This is a genomic window from Kangiella marina, assembly GCF_039541235.1.
Taxonomy (GTDB): Bacteria; Pseudomonadota; Gammaproteobacteria; order Enterobacterales; family Kangiellaceae; genus Kangiella; species Kangiella marina.
On sequence record NZ_BAABFV010000001.1, the window covers coordinates 1,438,403 to 1,454,983 of the forward strand.

Consider the following 16,581-nt stretch of genomic DNA (forward strand, 5'->3'; position numbering starts at 1 on the left):
GGGAACAGAAAGCCGACACCAATTTACACCATCGATTAAAGGATTAATCATGAATATTAAGAATATAGATTCACCAGAAATGCGCTCTTGGTTAGCACTTTCTCACGTCAACATCAGCATTAGTAAGCTGCAACACTTCTTCGAGAATTACTCCTCAATCACTGACTTATTTGAGTTGTCAGAAAAACAGCTACAGTCACTAGGCTTTCGCCAAGGTTTAAAGGAAAAGTTGGGTTCGATTGATGACGCACGTTTAGAGCAAGATTTGGCGTGGTTCGACAGTGAGAATAAACACTTATTACCTTATACCAGTCATGACTACCCGCCATTGTTGCGAGAGATTGATTCTGCGCCGAAAATACTTTTCGTTCATGGACAAAAAGAAGTGCTTAAACAACATCAAATCGCGATTGTTGGCAGTCGAAATCCAACGCCACAAGGCAAGGATAATGCAATTGAATTTGCACGTACTTTGGGCAAGGCTGGAGCTGTCATAACCAGCGGTTTAGCATTGGGTGTGGATGGGTTTGCTCATCAGTCTGTGCTCGATAAGGGGCTTCCTACGATAGCGGTCGCGGGAACGGGTTTGGATCGAGTATACCCTGCGCGCCATAAAACGATGGCGCAAAAGATTGTTGAAAACGGTGCTTTAGTGTCCGAGTTTGCAATAGGGACAGGAGTTCGAGCAACCCACTTCCCGGCGAGAAACCGAATTATTTCTGGCATGAGCTTGGGAACCTTGGTGGTCGAAGCTGCTGTAAAGAGTGGTTCACTAATTACCGCACGCTTAGCGATGGAGCAAGGACGTGAAGTGTTTGCCATTCCTGGCTCGATTCATAACCCGCTGGCAAGAGGCTGTCACGCATTGATAAAGCAGGGCGTGAAGCTAGTCGAAACGGCTGAGGAGATCATAGAAGAATTAAGTGCTTTGGCTATTTGGCAAAATGAAAGTTTGTTACAGCCCGAAAAAGACACGAATAAAGCGGTGGAAGGGTTTACTTTAGATAAGGAATATCAAGAGCTTATAGAGCATATCGATTACGATACAACCTCAATGGATTGCATCGTTGAGCGTACAGGCCTTGAAATAGATGTAGTCAGCCATATGTTATTACTGTTAGAATTAAATGACCATATTGTGAGTGTGGCGGGCGGATACCAGCGCCGGTCCAGCTAGAGAACGCAGTCCCTTTAGCGACACTTAGCAAGTGGGTTCAGTGACTTTAACGGCAATCTATAGCCTAAACCAAGAGAGTCAAATGAAAGAAGACGTACTTGACGTACTACTTTATATCTTTGAAAACTTCCAAGACGAAGAAAACAACCACATATTGGCCAATGACACCTTAGTTGAAGCCCTCGAAGACGTTGGTTTTACGGATGGCGAGATTAAAGGTGCGATTGATTGGTTAGATGGGTTGGTTCTAGCGACTTCTGAACACTTCAAGCCGACACCTGAAGCCAGTCAGTCGATTCGTTTGTTTTCGCCAGAAGAGCAAATCATTTTAACGCCAGCAGTTCAAGGTGCGATTATGTACTTCGAACAGCGCGGAATTTTGGATGCTCACGCTCGCGAAATGGTGATCGATCGAATGACAGCATTGGGTCAACATGAAGATGAAGAAGTGGCATTAGAACGTCTACGCTGGGTAGTCATGATGGTCTTGTTTAATATGCAGGATCGAGATGCCGAGTTCGCTTGGGTAGAAAACTTAGAGAGTGGTTCTTTCGCTCACTAGTCTAATCTAGAGCAAAAGTTCCACGCCGACAGCGGCAATGCGCCGTCATCAAAAGCGTAGCAGCTAAAACTGCTGACAGCCTTTTCTTCTCACTTTTTTAGACATCTTTACCAAGATTTACACCGCACTTTAAGTAACAATAAGCTTTTTAGCGTACAATTTGACGTCATATTAGGCGTGCCTTCTTGAATAGCGAAAAGATCCTCACCATGTTAAGTGTATCGTTGGGCCCATTGAGTTTGCCGGTCGACAGACTACTGCTATTGATCAGCTTTGCTGCCGCTATGCTGGTAGCTTACCTCGTTGGACGGCGTAATCAGTCGCCAGCCGATGGTAAAATAGCGACGATTTTTATCGGCTCGATGCTGGTCGCTAGACTGGTATTTGTAGCTCAATACTGGGAGCAGTACCAGGTAAGCTGGTGGTCGGTGATTGATATTCGTGATGCGGGCTTTAACCCTTGGGCAGGTGTTGGAACGGCGGTTTTAATGACGCTGTATATGTTGAGCCAACACAAAAAAATTCGTAAAGCCTTAGTCAGTGGTTTAAGCGCAGGCGCGGGATTATGGTTACTGGTGATGGCATCTTTGTGGATGATCAGAGATACGTCGCAGCAACTACCAACCATTGTGGTGCAAGAGCTGTCAGGTAACAGCGTCGAGATAGGCGAAATTGAGGCTGGTAAGCCTCGGGTCATCAACTTATGGGCAACCTGGTGTCCGCCCTGTCGTCGTGAGATGCCGGTGCTACAAGCGGCACAACAAAATACGGACGAGATTGGGTTTATTTTTGCCAATCAAGGTGAACACCAAGCGGTGATTAAGCAGTACTTAGACACTGAATCACTAGCGTTGCGCAATGTCACGGCAGATAGCAAGGCCCTATTAGGCCAAATGGTTGGCAGTCGAGCCCTACCGACGACATTATTCATTGACGGACAAGGGCGAATTGTTGATGCTCACTTAGGTGAGCTGTCTCATGCTAAACTGGCATCAAAACTAGAACGGTTGAAGACGCTCAATAAAGAGCAGTCAAAGGTGAACAATTAATGAAAAAACGGTATATATTGGCGAGTATACTCGCGTTATCACTAAACGCCTGTGCGGATGAGAAAGCGGAAAATGACGGTGTCTTAAAGACTGAGCAAAATCAGGAGCAAGGAGCGTTGGAGCGTGTTAAACAATACCCTGCACCGATTGAGAGTATCATTGACCAAGGCGTTGAAATTATCGATACGTTCGAAGCGCCAGCGGGCATGATCGGCTACGCAGGGATGATGCGAGGCCAACCGTTAGCCATATATGTTACCAGCGATAAAGAGCATGCCATTGTTGGAACCTTGATCGATAAAGACGGCGTTAACTTAACCGTAGATGTTATGGATTCTCTGGTGGAAGGGCCTAGAATGGAGCGAGCCTGGAAAGAGCTTGAGGAAAGCGCTTGGGTAGCCGATGGCAGCGATGACGCGCCAGTGATCATTTATACCTTTACCGATACCAACTGTCCTTATTGTCATAAATTTCGAGAAGCTGCGGAGCCTTGGATCAAAGCCGGAAAGGTCCAGCTACGCCATATCCTAGTCGCGATATTGCGTAAAAGCAGTATGAGCAAAGGGGCAACCATTCTGGGCAGCGACGACCCTGAAGCGATGATGCAGCAGCATAACAATGCTTTTAGCCAAGGTGGTGTGACGGTTGACCCTGCAGCGGTAGAAAAAGGACAAGTTAGAGTTCAATTGAATACCAACATGATGCAGCGCCTAGGTTTCGGCGCAACACCAACATCACTGTATAAAGATCAAAACGGCAAGATTAAAAGCGTTCAAGGAATGCCGCAAGGCGATATGCTAGAACAAATGATGGGCAGTCCTAAGCCAGAGTAACTCTGGCTATGGAAATACGGGTGTTTAGCGTCTTTCGGGAGCTATTTTCTTAATCGCTTTGGCGAATGCTTGATGCTCTATCGGGTTCACCGTTTTATGCACTATTTTAGTACTGGCTGGGTGTTGGCTTAAGCAATTACCATCCTTCCAGTTGATTTGTGGCCTGACGGGTCTTGGAACGAAGCCGCCCCCACAGTTTGAGCAGACATTAAGCAATATATCATCAACGCAGTCACGGCAAAACGTGCACTCAAAAGTGCAGATCATGGCTTCCGTAGACTCTGGCGGAAGCGATTTATTGCAGTGTTCGCAAGTAGGTCTTAGCTCTAGCACAAATCACTCCCTATGCTTCATTTGGTATAGAGGTTGTAGTACTAACTTGTTCTTCATTATCGCTATCAGGACGAGTAAAAGTCTTTTTTACCCTTTCCGACATGAGCATGTAAGGTATCCAAATGGCGGCATAAACAATACTCCTTGCTAACAGTTTGATCGTTTCAGCGTTGAAAATTGATACCTCAGGTAGGATTTTATTAACCATGACAGAGTCCAATAGCACGATGAAAGGAACTAGCGAGATGACAAGGATAAAGATGCGGGGGAAAGCTTTATGCTTATAAAAGAATAAGAATAATAAACTCAGCCAAGCAAGCAATAGAGCAATGTTTAAGGCTAATTCAGCATAGAATAAAGCAGCAAAGTACTCGATATAATAATCGGATGAGGGATCACTTAAAACTGCCAATGTCCCGTCAGATATCAATGGAAAGAGCTCTTGGTTGAGTTGGTATGAGAGCAGTATCGGATTAAGTACAATACCAATGGCCACGACGATAAGCCAACCGCCAAGCCCTTTTAAGTAGTTAGGGTCGTCATCAAAAGCTTGAAGTTTATTGTCCATTTAGATCCTTTTTAGTATGTTTTTTTGAAAATGTAGCACGAATAAAGCGTGATGGCATAAAAGATTGAGAAAATAGTGGTCTGAACCTACACAAGAGCAGGCTAAGCCGGTAAAATTCGCCATAATGTCGTAAACCCTTTGTTTATGCCATACTTAAAGACTTTTGAACGCTGAGCGACACTTCTCGAGCGTTTCTAATACACAGTATATTAACGAGTCGAATCATTTGGCCTACGTAAACGATTTTCAAATCAAGCGTGCCGTCAATCTTATGGAGCAAGACGGTGTCATCGCCTATCCCACCGAGGCCGTATTTGGTTTGGGCTGTCTCCCCTTTTCTATTGAAGCTATTCAGCGAATTCTTGCGATTAAAAAACGTCCTTGGCACAAAGGTTTGATCCTTGTGGCGAGTGATATTGGGCAGATTGAGCCTTTCGTCGATGAGAATTTTCATGACTTGTTGGTCTGTTTCGATGAAGTGCCTTTTTTTGAAGAGAGTCGTCCTAGTGAACCGGATCAGCCGGTGACTTGGCTGCTGCCTAAGAGTGAGCTGGTATTACCGCTGGTGTGTGGCGAACACCCAAAAATTGCGATTCGTTTAAGTAAGCATCCGATCGTGAAAGCCTTGTGTGATGAGGCGCAATCAGTGATTGTTTCGACCAGCGCCAATCGTGCGGGAAATCCTGAGATGAAGCGTACGGAAGAAGTGCGTAATCAAATGTCTAATCAGTTAGATATGGTGGTATCGGGCGCTGTGGGTGGTTATGATCGCCCTTCTAAAATTATCGATGCTCAAACACAAACAGTGTTGAGAGCTTAAACACCGTTGTATCAATACAAAGAGGTGGTATGCAAACCATTGATATTGAAGCAGTGAAATCCTACCTGCTTGATTTACAAGAAAATATTTGCCGCGAACTGGCCAAGGAAGATGGCGAGAAAGACTTTATTAAAGATGAATGGCAACGTGCCCAAGGTGGTGGTGGTCTAACTCGCGTGATGGAAAATGGTGCTGTCATCGAAAAAGGTGGTGTTAACTATTCTTATGTTGAAGGCACTAATATGCCGGCTTCGGCGACAGCACACCGCCCTGAATTAGCTGGCCGTGGCTTTAAAGCCATGGGTGTCTCCTTGGTCATCCACCCCAAGAACCCCCACGCGCCAACGTCACATATGAATGTACGCTTTTTTATTGCCGAAAAAGAAGGCGCTGAGCCGATCTGGTGGTTCGGAGGTGGCTTTGACTTAACGCCCTATTACGCTAATAAAGAGGACTGTCAGTTTTGGCATCAAGTAGCGAAAGACGCTTGCGATCCTTTTGGTGAAGAGTGTTACTCCAAGTACAAAAAATGGTGTGATGACTATTTCTATATCAAGCACCGTGATGAGCACCGGGGTATTGGCGGCTTGTTTTTTGATGACGTTAATACGGAGAGTATGTCTCAATCAGGAGATGACTGGGACTTTGAGCAGTGCTTTGCTTTTATGCGTTCGGTCGGCGATCATTTTATTAAGGCCTATCAGCCAATTTTGAATAAACGCAAAGACTTGCCCTACACTGAGCAAGAGCGTGACTTCCAGTTATACCGTCGTGGACGTTATGTCGAGTTTAATCTAGTCTGGGATCGGGGCACTTTATTTGGATTACAGACAGGCGGTCGTACGGAGTCAATATTGATGTCCCTGCCAACCGCAGTAAGTTGGCGCTACAATTGGCAGCCAGAGCCGGGAACTCGTGAAGCTGAGTTGACGGATTATTATCTAAAGCCGCAAGATTGGCTAAGCGCTTAAGCGAATTATATAAGGTTTGATTATGAATAGTGGTTTCTTCCCTAGTCGTCGTTTGCGACGCGTTCGTGCGCAGGCGTTTAGCCGTGACTTGGTGCGTGAGTCGAGCTTGTCAGCGAAAGATTTTATTTATCCAGTTTTTGTACTGGAAGGTGAAAGCCGTAAAGAAGCGGTCGCTTCGATGCCAGGCGTTGAGCGCAAAACCTTAGATTTGTTGCTGGAAGAATGTGCTGAAATCGTAGAGCTAGGCATTCCGGCTATCGCCCTATTCCCAGTAGTTGGTGACGATAAAAAATCATTGAAAGCCGAAGAAGCCTACAATCCTGAAGGGTTAGTCCCGTCCGTAGTTAAAGCCATTAAAGCGAAATTCCCGCAGCTTGGGATTATGACGGATGTCGCGCTGGATCCTTATACGTCACATGGTCAAGATGGCATTCTCGGAACAGAGGGTGATGATGAGGGCTATATCCTAAACGACATCACCAAAGAAGTCTTAGTGAAACAGGCTTTGTGTCATGCACAAGCTGGCGCTGACATGGTAGCGCCGTCAGATATGATGGATGGTCGTATCGGTGCCATTCGTGAAGCGTTAGAAGCCAGCGACTTTGTCAATACTTTAATCATGTCGTACGCGGCTAAGTACGCATCGAGTTTTTATGGACCTTTCCGTGATGCGGTGGGTTCTGCCGACGCCTTAGGCAAAGCGGATAAGAAAACCTATCAGATGGATCCGGGCAACACGGATGAAGCGCTACACGAAATTGCTTTAGATATTGAAGAAGGTGCGGACATGGTGATGGTGAAACCGGGCCAGCCGTATTTGGATATCGTTCGCCGTGTGAAAGACGAGTTCAAAATGCCAACATTTGCGTATCAAGTCAGTGGTGAGTACGCCATGATCAAAGCCGCTGCGCAAAACGGTTGGCTTGATGAAAAAGCGATAGTGATGGAATCGTTATTAGGCTTTAAGCGTGCTGGATGCGACGGTATTCTGACTTACTTTGCTAAAGACGCTTGCCGTTATCTTTTAGACGATCAATAGAGACGTTAACGAGAAGCTATTTTGACCGTCATTTTAAACGCCATCATCCCAGTCGCCCTTGTGGTGCTGATTGGGGTGGTGTTAAGTAAGTGGCGGTTGGTACGCACGGAGTTCTTCGAAGACCTATCCAAGGTCGTGTTCAAAGCATTCGTCCCCGTCTTTTTATTCGTCAATGTCTATGAAACCGGTTTAGAGGATATTGGCACTACACTGTTCGCCTACTTTACGCCCGTTCTAATCATCTTTGTGGTTCTGGCCTTAACCATGAGTCATCGCATCGCCTTAACCTCGACCTTCTCCAACAATGTTTTAGTCGGTATACCGGTGATTTTATCGGTCACTGGGCAGAAAGGTTTGGTCATTAGTTTGGCAGTTATCTCAGGGCACAGCCTAATTTTGTTTAGCAGCTTTTTCTTGTTTTCAACGCGAGTGAACGTAACACCGTCGAAATTTAAAGCTGCGCTTGGAATTTTTAGTAATCCCGTCATTCTCGGCGTTGTTTTGGGGTTGATATTTAACGTTTTTGAGATTCCTATTCCCAAACAGTTATTCACGCCTCTGGAAATGGTTTCCGATGCTGCGTTGCCGTTAGCCTTAATAATTTTAGGGAGTTCGCTCGCGAGTCTTGGGACTCTTAGCCGTTCGGTAATTAAAAAAACAGCTTTGGTGACCACAATAAAGTTAGTACTGTTACCGCTGGCGGTCTTTAGTTTTGGTTATTGGGTTATAGGGCTTGGCCCGACACACTTGCTATCGTTAACCATTCTCGCCGCATGCCCTACCGGGATCAGCGTCATGCCTTTTGTGGAAGCGGTTGAAACGGATCGCAAAATAGCCCATAACACCATAGCGTTAAGTACTTTGTTGTCGGTGGTGACGATTCCGACTACGATATGGTTAGTACAAACCCTACACTAGCCCGATCTGGCGAGTCCGGGGTATTCTAAAGCCGATAGATAGAGGTATCTCATGAAGTTATTCAAGGTAGCTATGACGGTAGCATTTACTTTACTGGTGGCGACGAGTTGTAAGACCACAGATATAAACCGAGTTCTGGATAGTATTGGCGGTAACCAGCCTTTATCGGAACAAACGGTCGTGGCGGGATTGAAACAAGCGTTGGAAGTCGGGACGAAAAATAGTGTTAACAGTACGAATCGCCCCGGAGGTTTTAGTAACAACCCACTGATTAAGATTGTGGTGCCTGAAAAGCTGGATAATGCAGCGAGCACACTGCGCAAAGTGGGTTTAGGAAGCTACGTTGATAACTTTGAAATGCAGATGAATCGTGCCGCTGAGAAAGCCTCGGGTGAAGCAACCGAAGTGTTTATTGGGGCTATCAGCTCGATGTCGATTGCAGATGCTTGGGGGATTTTGCGCGGCGGTGATAATGCAGCAACCGATTACTTTCGCACAAAAACGCAAACGAGCTTAGAGCGACGGTTCCAGCCTATTATTACCAGCAGCATGGAAAAAGTTGGTTTTTATAATGACTACAAACAGTTGTTAGGTGCCTATGAAAAACTGCCCTTTGCCGACAAGCCAAACATGAACATAGAAGATTATGTGATGCAAGAGACCTTAGGCGGGTTGTTTACGTTAGTGGCGCAGGAAGAAAGGAAAATTCGTGATAACCCAGTTGCACGAACAACGGAACTCTTACGCAAAGTTTTTTCTCAGCAATAAATGCCACTATTCGTGTGGCCAAGATAAAAGCGCTTCCTCCTTAAGAAATACAGGGCTCTAGAATCTAAGCCACGAGTAAAGCACAAAAGGCCAGACCTCTGGCCTTTTGTGGTGAAATAAGGTATCTATAGACCAGTCTTATAGAAACATAGGTATTTTCTTGAGTGTAAAAGTAAAAGAAGTGCAGTTTACGGCTGACGATGGCTTCGAACTACACGGAGCGGTGTTTTCATCAATCGATTCGCCACATCAACGTGCGGGCAAGACCGAGCAATTGCTTATCATTGGTTCTGCATTCGGTGTCCCCTATCAATATTACAAGCATGTCGCTAGTTTTCTCGCGGAGCAAGGAATCATAGTCCTTGTGTTTGATTACCGTGGAATCAGTCATTCGGTCAATGGCAACATGGCGACAGATAGCATATTGATGCAGCATTGGGGGGAGTTGGACTTAGAGGCGGCAATTCAGTTTGCCGGCAACCAGTACCAGCCAGAGCGGTTGAGCTATATGGGGCACAGTGCTGGCGGTCAGATCATTGGGCTAGCGCCGTCAAGTCATCGATTCGATAGAATAATAATTGCGGCGAGTGGTGTGGGTTCTTGGCGCTTATGGCCGGGGTTGCAGAAATATGCATTAGCTGCAGTTTGGTATTTAGTGTTTCCATTGGTGATGGCGCTTCAGTTTGGAGACTATTTTAAGTCACGGTTTTTAGGCCCCATCCCTGTGCCAAAAAATGCGGTCAAGCAGTGGTTGCGCTGGGCTCGGTCAAAAGAATACCTCTTTAGTCCTGAGCATCATTTGGATATTTCAAATTACCAAAACATCGAAGCAAAGCTCCTTGGCATGACCATCACCGACGACTGGTATGCACCAAAAGAAGCGAGAGACGGATTACTGAAACACTATCCTAATGCGAGGAAAACCATTGTAGAAATATCACCTGAATCAATAGGACTTAAACGTATTGGACACTTTGGTCTGTTTAAGAAAAAGCAAGAAATCCGACAAGGAATATGGCAACCTATAGTTAATTTTTTACAAGACTAGGAAGTACCTCAATGTCAGAACGTGAGCAAAAACCCTCTGAAGCAATAGAGACTTGGAACTTTGTCTTCCCAAACCAAAGCAATCCCTACGGCAATATGTTTGGTGGAGAGCTATTGGCGATTATGGACTCAACAGCTGCATTGGCTGCAATTCGCTATTCAGGCCGCACCGTATCCACGGCTTCGGTAGAGCGTGTGATATTTAAACGCCCTATTTTTGTGGGAGATCGAATCAAAACGGTGGCTAAAGTGGTGTTGGTTGGGAGTTCATCAATGATGGTACGAACGGACGTGTTCGTCGATAAAGGCGGTGAAGAAGGTGATGTGTTGAGTACAACCGCGCACTTTACCCTGGTGGCTTTTGATGAAGATCGTAACCCTGTAATCGTACCTGACTTGGTGATAGAAAATGACAAAGAGCGTAAGCACCTTGAGTTAGCTGAACAAATTAAGTCACATGTGGGTCGGCGAGAAGGAAGAATTAAACACGTTGTGGAGAAATGGAAATAGTAGCTAAACTAGAATTGCGCAGATGGTTTTGAGGCTTAAATTATTAGTAGTCGCGAAGGAGCGCATCTTTCGCAGGGGTTTTTTATATGGATTCAACCTCAGAAAAATAGGGTTAGGGTGTTACTTAAAGTTTTGCTGGGAAATGGTAAAAGTATAGGCTGCTTAAAAGCAGCCTATAGCGTTTGGGGTTAGTTTTTCGATTGGCGTCTTTGAGTGGGGTGACGGCGCTTTTGCTTTAACGGAATCGAAGGTTTGAGTTCAGCCAAGTATTCCGGCTTAATCTCAAGTTTCGGCAGTTCGTGTCCAACGTAGGCTTCGATAGCTGTTAGATTCATGGCGAAGTCTTCGCCTGCAAAACTCACAGCATCGCCCTCGGCGCCAGCTCGAGCGGTACGGCCAATACGGTGTACATAATCTTCGGCATCATCAGGTAGGTGATAGTTAAAAACATGAGTAACGTCGTCAATGTGTAAGCCACGCGCAGCGACATCGGTACAGACTAGGACATTAACCGCATTATTTTTAAGGTCATCGAGTAACTTTAAGCGCTTCTTTTGGTGCACGTCGCCGGTTAACAATCCGGCTTCAATATCATTACCGCGTAAGCATGCCCAGACATGTTCCGCTGCGCGCTTTGTGTTGGTAAAAACGATGCTCCTCGGCGGCGTTAAGCGCTGCATAAGGCCGACCAATAGTGGTAGCGCCTCATCCCGACTCGGATAAAACAAAGCTTCACGTATTTTCTTGGCGGTCACTTGCTCAGCGGCGACTTGGACATGTTCAGGGTTATGCATATGCTCATAAGCAAGCTCTTGCACACGATGTGATAAAGTCGCTGAAAACAGCATGTTCATACGGTCAGTAGCCGCAGGCATACGGTTGAATAAGTAACGAATGTCTTTAATAAAGCCAAGATCAAACATGCGATCGGCTTCGTCGAGAACCACGCTATCAATGGCCTCTAGGCCATAAGCACCCTGCTTCAGGTAGTCGATTAGGCGACCAGTAGTACCGATCAGAATGTCGACGCCCTTTTCCAATTGAAGGCGTTGTTTTTCGTGATCTTCGCCCCCATATACTACTCGAATCTTGAACTTTGCATGCTTGCCAAGCTTCAAGGCATCTTTAGCAATTTGAACCGCCAGCTCACGAGTTGGTGCCATGATAATAGAGCGAGGCTCGTTAACACGACGCCCATCAATTTCCGGCAGGGTCAACATGTCGTTCATGACCCCAAGCAGAAATGCGATGGTTTTGCCAGTACCAGTTTGTGCTTGGCCAGCAACATTTTGACCTTTCAGTAATAAAGGTAATGTTTTAGCCTGAATGGGCGTACAGTACTGAAAACCAAGGTCATTAATCGCCGACAGTAGTTTCGGGTGTAGACCTAAATCGCTAAAGCGAGTGTCGGATAAATGTGATTTGTCCATCTATTATAACTTTTTACCATTGGATGCTTGCAAAATTGCAAGTCATTGTATCAAATAGGGCCATTGTGCGTCTGATAGCTAGCAAGCGCAAGCGAATTAGTAGGAGAAAACTGAATGAGTGACAAAATTGTATACCTTAGCGACGACACCTTTGAACAAGAAGTCTTAAACTCAGATAGTCCTGTTTTAGTGGATTACTGGGCTGAATGGTGTGGTCCTTGTAAAATGATCGCGCCAATCTTAGACGAAATTGCTGAATCGTATGACGGTAAAGTAAAAGTGGCTAAGTTAAACATCGACGAGAATAACGAAACGCCGCCAAAGTACGGTATTCGTGGTATTCCTACGTTAATGCTGTTTAAAGGCGGTAACGTTGAAGCAACAAAAGTAGGTGCAGTATCAAAGTCACAATTGATGGCTTTTATCGACAGCAATATCTAAGCTGATCACGTTAGTCGATTAAGAAAAGAGGCTCCGGCCTCTTTTTTTACGGGTATTTTGTTAAGAACGTCAATTAATGTAGTAGGCTGGCTATTTGTTGAGCTAAAAAGCTAGACACCTCTAAAATCTAGTGCTACATTTAACCTTGCTGAATACAGCGTCCAAATAAAAGCCTTCGGGCAAACTCCGTTTCTATTCCAAAACACTAATTTCACGGGAACACTAAGCATTGTCTATCAATGCGTCAAAAGACAATCATTCAACATTATGAATCTTACAGAATTAAAGCAGAAATCCGCTCAAGAACTGTCTGAGATGGCTAAAGCTGTCGGTCTCGAGCACATGGCGCGTATGCGCAAACAGGACATCATCTTTGGACTACTAAAGAACCACGCCAAAAGCGGCGAAGATATCTTTGGTGGTGGAGTTTTAGAGATTTTACCGGACGGTTTTGGTTTCTTACGCTCAGCGGAGGGCTCTTATTTAGCAGGCCCTGACGATATTTACGTCTCGCCAAGCCAGATCCGACGTTTTAACCTGCGAACGGGTGATACCATTTTCGGCAAAATACGCCCACCTAAAGATCAGGAACGCTATTTTGCCCTACTAAAAGTCGCAGAAATTAACTACGACAGCCCAGAAAACTCCCGCCGCAAACTCTTATTTGAAAACCTAACACCGTTACATCCAGACGACCGTATGCGTATGGAGCGTGGTAACGGCTCGACGGAAGATATTACTGCGCGTGTTATTGATTTAGCAGCGCCAATCGGTAAAGGTCAGCGTGCATTAATCGTATCGCCACCGAAAGCCGGTAAAACCATGATGTTACAGAACATCGCTCAATCGATTACCTATAATCACCCAGAGTGCATGCTGATCGTCCTTCTGATTGACGAGCGTCCGGAAGAAGTAACTGAAATGCAGCGCTCAGTAAAAGGCGAAGTGGTCGCTTCAACCTTCGATGAGCCAGCTGCGCGTCACGTGCAAGTCGCCGAAATGGTTATCGAAAAAGCCAAGCGTTTGGTTGAGCACAAAAAAGACGTGATTATCCTTCTTGATTCGATCACGCGTCTAGCCCGTGCTTACAACACCGTTGTACCATCATCAGGTAAAGTTCTGACCGGTGGTGTCGACGCCAACGCCCTACAACGCCCGAAGCGTTTCTTTGGTGCTGCGCGTAACATTGAAGAAGGCGGTAGCTTAACCATTATCGCTACAGCGCTTGTTGATACCGGCTCTAAGATGGACGAAGTGATCTACGAAGAGTTCAAAGGCACCGGTAACATGGAGCTGCACCTATCTCGTAAGATCTCAGAAAAACGTGTATTCCCAGCGATTGACTTCAACCGCTCAGGCTCACGTAAAGAAGATTTACTAACGTCTCAAGAAGAACTTCAGAAAATGTGGATTTTACGCAAAATCCTACATCCAATGGACGAGTTAGACGCGATTGAGTTCTTGATCGACAAGATGGCGATGACAAAAACAAATGACGAGTTCTTCACCTCAATGAAAAAATAACCTAGAAACGTCTTTTTAGGTTATTGCTTTGTTAGTCTCTTGCTCGCTCGGTTACGTATTATTATACGTGCCCTCGCTGTGCGAGAGACTGCCTCGCAAAATGACTAAAAATCCAGTTTTCTAGTGATATTTTACTGAGTAAAAATTACCCTTTTGCGAAATAACTTTGTTGGTTTTGTGCTCATGTCGGTCACGAATTTGATATACGCCCCTCATTGTGCGCAAAACTGGCTCGCTCTTTCATCAAAAGTCTTAATTTTTAGATATACAGTTGTAGCAAACTACTTCTCAAAACTCTTTGCTAAAAGAAGGAGCTTAAGTATTAATTTCAGGGAAAAAATTAATCAAAACCTCGAGTTCCGAAAGATTCACTTAATAGCTGCTTTTTTCTTTAGTTTACTTATTTCAGCGGCCTTTGTGGGACTTATGGGTAGCTCAATTGAGTTGGTAAGCCGAGGAGAAGTTGAGTGGACGCAATTCCTATCGGCACCTCTTGGGTATTCAATTTTTAGCATCTTTTATACTCCTTTTTTAGCTCCGCCTTACTTGCTATTAATGACTGCCTTGATATTACTTAAGATAGTCAATCGTTATACCCTTGTTTTAGCAGGTTGTATCTTTGGCCTCGTATTCTGGCTAACGCTGCATTTAACAGAAAACTGGCTACCATTTTCTGAGATTGGCTTTATCGTGTACGGTTTAGCCGGTGCTCTTGGAGGCTTGGTAACTTATAGAGTTTTGGATAGAAACTCGCTTGAAAAAGAACTAAGTCTTAAAGGCGACGGACCACCCCTTAAAAGTTAGCTGAGTGATGCAAAATTATAGGGTAAATTGGGCAGGGATAGCCCAATTTAGCAAAGACGAAACAGGAAGTTTCGTTTTGCGGCGCGTTAATAATTTTGAAGAATGAAGGTAGTTCGAAGAACCTAACTTTTGGGGCGAGTTTTTTGGTTCGTTTTTTGCTCGTCAAAAAATGAACGTTAAAAATACTATCGCTATGATAGAGTGATCAAGAAAGTCCTACATTCGATATAGAAATCTAAACCAATCTGCTAAAATACCCCCAATACCAAACAACCCCCAATCCCATGCAATACAAAGATCTACGTGATTTTATCGAAAAACTTGAATCGATGGGCGAGCTTAAGCGCGTGTCGATGGAGGTTGATCCGAATCTTGAGATGACGGAGATTTGCGATCGAACCTTGCGAGCAGGTGGTCCTGCGATTCTTTTTGAAAACGTGAAAGGTCATTCTGTGCCGGTGCTGGGAAACTTGTTTGGAACGACACGACGTGTCGCTTTAGCCATGGGCAAAGAAGATTTAACAGGGTTGAGAGAGTTGGGTGAATTGTTGGCGTTTTTAAAAGAGCCAACGCCGCCGGCGGGCTTTCGTGATGCATGGCAACAGTTGCCAGTATTTAAAAAAGTGATGAACATGGCGCCGAAGGAAGTAAAAAAAGCGCCGTGCCAAGAAATCGTGATCGAAGGCAATGCGGTCGATTTAACGAGCATTCCAGTGCAAACCTGTTGGCCGGGTGACGCTGCACCACTGATGACGTGGGGCTTAACCGTCACCAAAGGGCCGAATAAGAAGCGTCAGAATTTGGGTATTTACCGTCAGCAGGTGATTGGTAAAAATAAACTCATCATGCGTTGGTTGGCACATCGTGGTGGTGCGTTAGATTTTAAAGAGTGGTGCGACAAGCACCCTGGAGAACGTTTCCCTGTGTCTGTGGCATTTGGCGCTGATCCGGCTACGATTTTAGGTGCTGTAACGCCTGTTCCTGATACGCTAAGTGAGTATGGGTTTGCGGGCTTATTGCGAGGCCAGAAAACGGAAGTCGTGAAATCCATTGGCAACGAGTTACAGGTACCCGCTTCGGCTGAATTTGTACTTGAAGGTTATATTGAACCGGGTGAGATGGCGGACGAAGGCCCTTATGGTGATCATACGGGGTATTATAACGAGGTGGATAGCTTCCCAGTCTTTACGGTGGAGCGCATGACCCAGCGTACCAACCCAATCTATCATTCGACGTATACCGGTCGTCCACCGGATGAGCCTGCTATTTTAGGGGAAGCACTTAACGAAGTGTTTGTACCCATCTTACAAAAACAATTTCCAGAAATTACCGATTTTTATCTGCCACCGGAAGGGTGTTCATACCGTTTGGCGGTGGTGTCGATGAAGAAGCAATATCCAGGACATGCCAAGCGCGTGATGATGGGCGTCTGGTCGTTCTTGCGTCAATTCATGTACACCAAGTTTGTGATTGTGGTCGATGATGATATTAATACGCGCGATTGGAAAGATGTCATTTGGGCAATCACGACACGCGTCGATCCGAGTCGTGATTGCACGCTGGTTGATAACACGCCGATTGACTATCTTGATTTTGCGTCACCAGTATCAGGTCTAGGTTCTAAACTGGGGATTGATGCCACCAATAAATGGCCAGGCGAAACTGACCGTGAGTGGGGCGAACCTATCGTGATGGATCAAGCGGTCAAAGATAAAGTGGATTCGATGTGGGACGAGCTTGGGCTTGAGCCTGCAGATAAAGAATAGCATTAAGAAGAATAGCACTGA

The 16,581-nt window shown here is 45.4% G+C and carries 18 protein-coding genes; 15 read left to right on the forward strand and 3 right to left on the reverse strand.

Features of this window, described 5'->3' with window-relative positions; all coding sequences use genetic code 11:
* Nucleotides 1-49 precede the first annotated feature (49 nt).
* The 4 genes from dprA (at nt 50) to dsbG (ending at nt 3,621) form a co-directional block, all read left to right on the forward strand.
* Nucleotides 50-1,177: a DNA-processing protein DprA gene (gene dprA / locus ABD943_RS06460; RefSeq protein WP_345292363.1), complete on the forward strand. Its 1,128-nt coding sequence runs from the start codon at nt 50-52 to the stop codon at nt 1,175-1,177.
* Between the two features lie 82 nt (nt 1,178-1,259).
* Nucleotides 1,260-1,739 (forward strand): Smg family protein, encoded by a 480-nt coding sequence (locus ABD943_RS06465; RefSeq protein WP_345292364.1) that lies wholly within the window; start codon nt 1,260-1,262, stop codon nt 1,737-1,739.
* A gap of 209 nt (nt 1,740-1,948) precedes the next feature.
* A complete protein-coding gene (locus ABD943_RS06470; RefSeq protein ID WP_345292365.1) occupies nt 1,949-2,788 on the forward strand; it encodes a TlpA family protein disulfide reductase in 840 nt (279 codons plus the stop codon).
* Complete coding sequence (gene dsbG, locus ABD943_RS06475) at nt 2,788-3,621, forward strand: thiol:disulfide interchange protein DsbG (protein WP_345292366.1); 834 nt, start codon at nt 2,788-2,790, stop codon at nt 3,619-3,621. Before ABD943_RS06470 ends, dsbG begins: the two co-directional genes overlap by 1 nt.
* A 24-nt stretch (nt 3,622-3,645) precedes the next feature.
* Here the strand turns inward: dsbG and ABD943_RS06480 are convergent, their stop codons facing one another.
* Both ABD943_RS06480 and ABD943_RS06485 read right to left on the reverse strand, forming a co-directional pair.
* Nucleotides 3,646-3,954: a DUF1272 domain-containing protein gene (locus tag ABD943_RS06480; protein WP_345292367.1), complete on the reverse strand. Its 309-nt coding sequence runs from the start codon at nt 3,952-3,954 to the stop codon at nt 3,646-3,648.
* 10 nt (nt 3,955-3,964) lie between these two features.
* On the reverse strand, nt 3,965-4,522 hold the full coding sequence (locus ABD943_RS06485) for a DUF2569 domain-containing protein (RefSeq protein WP_345292368.1): 558 nt from the start codon (nt 4,520-4,522) through the stop codon (nt 3,965-3,967).
* Nucleotides 4,523-4,748: 226 nt separating this feature from the next.
* Between ABD943_RS06485 and tsaC the strand changes: the two genes are divergently transcribed.
* From tsaC to ABD943_RS06520, 7 genes are all read left to right on the forward strand, one after another.
* Nucleotides 4,749-5,342 carry an L-threonylcarbamoyladenylate synthase type 1 TsaC gene (gene tsaC, locus ABD943_RS06490; protein ID WP_345292369.1) on the forward strand — a complete coding sequence of 198 codons (594 nt, stop codon included), beginning with the start codon at nt 4,749-4,751 and terminating at the stop codon, nt 5,340-5,342.
* A 29-nt stretch (nt 5,343-5,371) separates the two neighbouring features.
* Nucleotides 5,372-6,313, forward strand: coding sequence for an oxygen-dependent coproporphyrinogen oxidase (gene hemF, locus ABD943_RS06495; RefSeq protein ID WP_345292370.1), 942 nt, complete (start codon nt 5,372-5,374; stop codon nt 6,311-6,313).
* 22 nt (nt 6,314-6,335) lie between these two features.
* Nucleotides 6,336-7,352: a porphobilinogen synthase gene (hemB, locus tag ABD943_RS06500; RefSeq protein WP_345292371.1), complete on the forward strand. Its 1,017-nt coding sequence runs from the start codon at nt 6,336-6,338 to the stop codon at nt 7,350-7,352.
* Nucleotides 7,353-7,373: 21 nt separating this feature from the next.
* On the forward strand, nt 7,374-8,270 hold the full coding sequence (locus ABD943_RS06505; RefSeq protein WP_345292372.1) for an AEC family transporter: 897 nt from the start codon (nt 7,374-7,376) through the stop codon (nt 8,268-8,270).
* 51 nt (nt 8,271-8,321) lie between these two features.
* On the forward strand, nt 8,322-9,038 hold the full coding sequence (locus tag ABD943_RS06510) for a DUF4197 domain-containing protein (protein ID WP_345292373.1): 717 nt from the start codon (nt 8,322-8,324) through the stop codon (nt 9,036-9,038).
* A 160-nt stretch (nt 9,039-9,198) separates the two neighbouring features.
* Nucleotides 9,199-10,086: an alpha/beta hydrolase family protein gene (locus ABD943_RS06515; protein WP_345292374.1), complete on the forward strand. Its 888-nt coding sequence runs from the start codon at nt 9,199-9,201 to the stop codon at nt 10,084-10,086.
* An 11-nt stretch (nt 10,087-10,097) separates the two neighbouring features.
* Nucleotides 10,098-10,595 (forward strand): acyl-CoA thioesterase, encoded by a 498-nt coding sequence (locus ABD943_RS06520; RefSeq protein ID WP_345292375.1) that lies wholly within the window; start codon nt 10,098-10,100, stop codon nt 10,593-10,595.
* Between the two features lie 188 nt (nt 10,596-10,783).
* Here ABD943_RS06520 and rhlB read toward each other — a convergent pair whose 3' ends face one another.
* Nucleotides 10,784-12,025, reverse strand: a complete 1,242-nt coding sequence (rhlB, locus tag ABD943_RS06525) for an ATP-dependent RNA helicase RhlB (RefSeq protein WP_345292376.1) — start codon at nt 12,023-12,025, stop codon at nt 10,784-10,786.
* A 114-nt stretch (nt 12,026-12,139) separates the two neighbouring features.
* Between rhlB and trxA the strand changes: the two genes are divergently transcribed.
* The 4 genes from trxA to ubiD all read left to right on the forward strand — a co-directional run bounded on the left by trxA (nt 12,140) and on the right by ubiD (nt 16,560).
* Nucleotides 12,140-12,466 carry a thioredoxin TrxA gene (trxA, locus tag ABD943_RS06530; protein ID WP_345292377.1) on the forward strand — a complete coding sequence of 109 codons (327 nt, stop codon included), beginning with the start codon at nt 12,140-12,142 and terminating at the stop codon, nt 12,464-12,466.
* 267 nt (nt 12,467-12,733) lie between these two features.
* Nucleotides 12,734-13,990 carry a transcription termination factor Rho gene (gene rho, locus ABD943_RS06535; protein WP_345292378.1) on the forward strand — a complete coding sequence of 419 codons (1,257 nt, stop codon included), beginning with the start codon at nt 12,734-12,736 and terminating at the stop codon, nt 13,988-13,990.
* A gap of 183 nt (nt 13,991-14,173) precedes the next feature.
* A complete protein-coding gene (locus ABD943_RS06540; protein ID WP_345292379.1) occupies nt 14,174-14,794 on the forward strand; it encodes a hypothetical protein in 621 nt (206 codons plus the stop codon).
* Nucleotides 14,795-15,078: 284 nt separating this feature from the next.
* Nucleotides 15,079-16,560 carry a 4-hydroxy-3-polyprenylbenzoate decarboxylase gene (gene ubiD, locus ABD943_RS06545; RefSeq protein WP_345292380.1) on the forward strand — a complete coding sequence of 494 codons (1,482 nt, stop codon included), beginning with the start codon at nt 15,079-15,081 and terminating at the stop codon, nt 16,558-16,560.
* Nucleotides 16,561-16,581 lie beyond the last annotated feature (21 nt).

Bases quoted from the DNA above. Each gene is read 5' to 3' on its own strand.
- dprA (WP_345292363.1), top strand. From the start codon at position 50: ATGAATATTAAGAATATAGATTCACCAGAAATGCGCTCTTGGTTAGCA.
- ABD943_RS06465 (WP_345292364.1), top strand. From the start codon at position 1,260: ATGAAAGAAGACGTACTTGACGTACTACTTTATATCTTTGAAAACTTC.
- ABD943_RS06470 (WP_345292365.1), top strand. From the start codon at position 1,949: ATGTTAAGTGTATCGTTGGGCCCATTGAGTTTGCCGGTCGACAGACTA.
- dsbG (WP_345292366.1), top strand. From the start codon at position 2,788: ATGAAAAAACGGTATATATTGGCGAGTATACTCGCGTTATCACTAAAC.
- ABD943_RS06485 (WP_345292368.1), bottom strand. From the start codon at position 4,522: ATGGACAATAAACTTCAAGCTTTTGATGACGACCCTAACTACTTAAAA.
- hemF (WP_345292370.1), top strand. From the start codon at position 5,372: ATGCAAACCATTGATATTGAAGCAGTGAAATCCTACCTGCTTGATTTA.
- hemB (WP_345292371.1), top strand. From the start codon at position 6,336: ATGAATAGTGGTTTCTTCCCTAGTCGTCGTTTGCGACGCGTTCGTGCG.
- ABD943_RS06510 (WP_345292373.1), top strand. From the start codon at position 8,322: ATGAAGTTATTCAAGGTAGCTATGACGGTAGCATTTACTTTACTGGTG.
- ABD943_RS06520 (WP_345292375.1), top strand. From the start codon at position 10,098: ATGTCAGAACGTGAGCAAAAACCCTCTGAAGCAATAGAGACTTGGAAC.
- rhlB (WP_345292376.1), bottom strand. From the start codon at position 12,025: ATGGACAAATCACATTTATCCGACACTCGCTTTAGCGATTTAGGTCTA.
- trxA (WP_345292377.1), top strand. From the start codon at position 12,140: ATGAGTGACAAAATTGTATACCTTAGCGACGACACCTTTGAACAAGAA.
- rho (WP_345292378.1), top strand. From the start codon at position 12,734: ATGAATCTTACAGAATTAAAGCAGAAATCCGCTCAAGAACTGTCTGAG.
- ABD943_RS06540 (WP_345292379.1), top strand. From the start codon at position 14,174: ATGTCGGTCACGAATTTGATATACGCCCCTCATTGTGCGCAAAACTGG.
- ubiD (WP_345292380.1), top strand. From the start codon at position 15,079: ATGCAATACAAAGATCTACGTGATTTTATCGAAAAACTTGAATCGATG.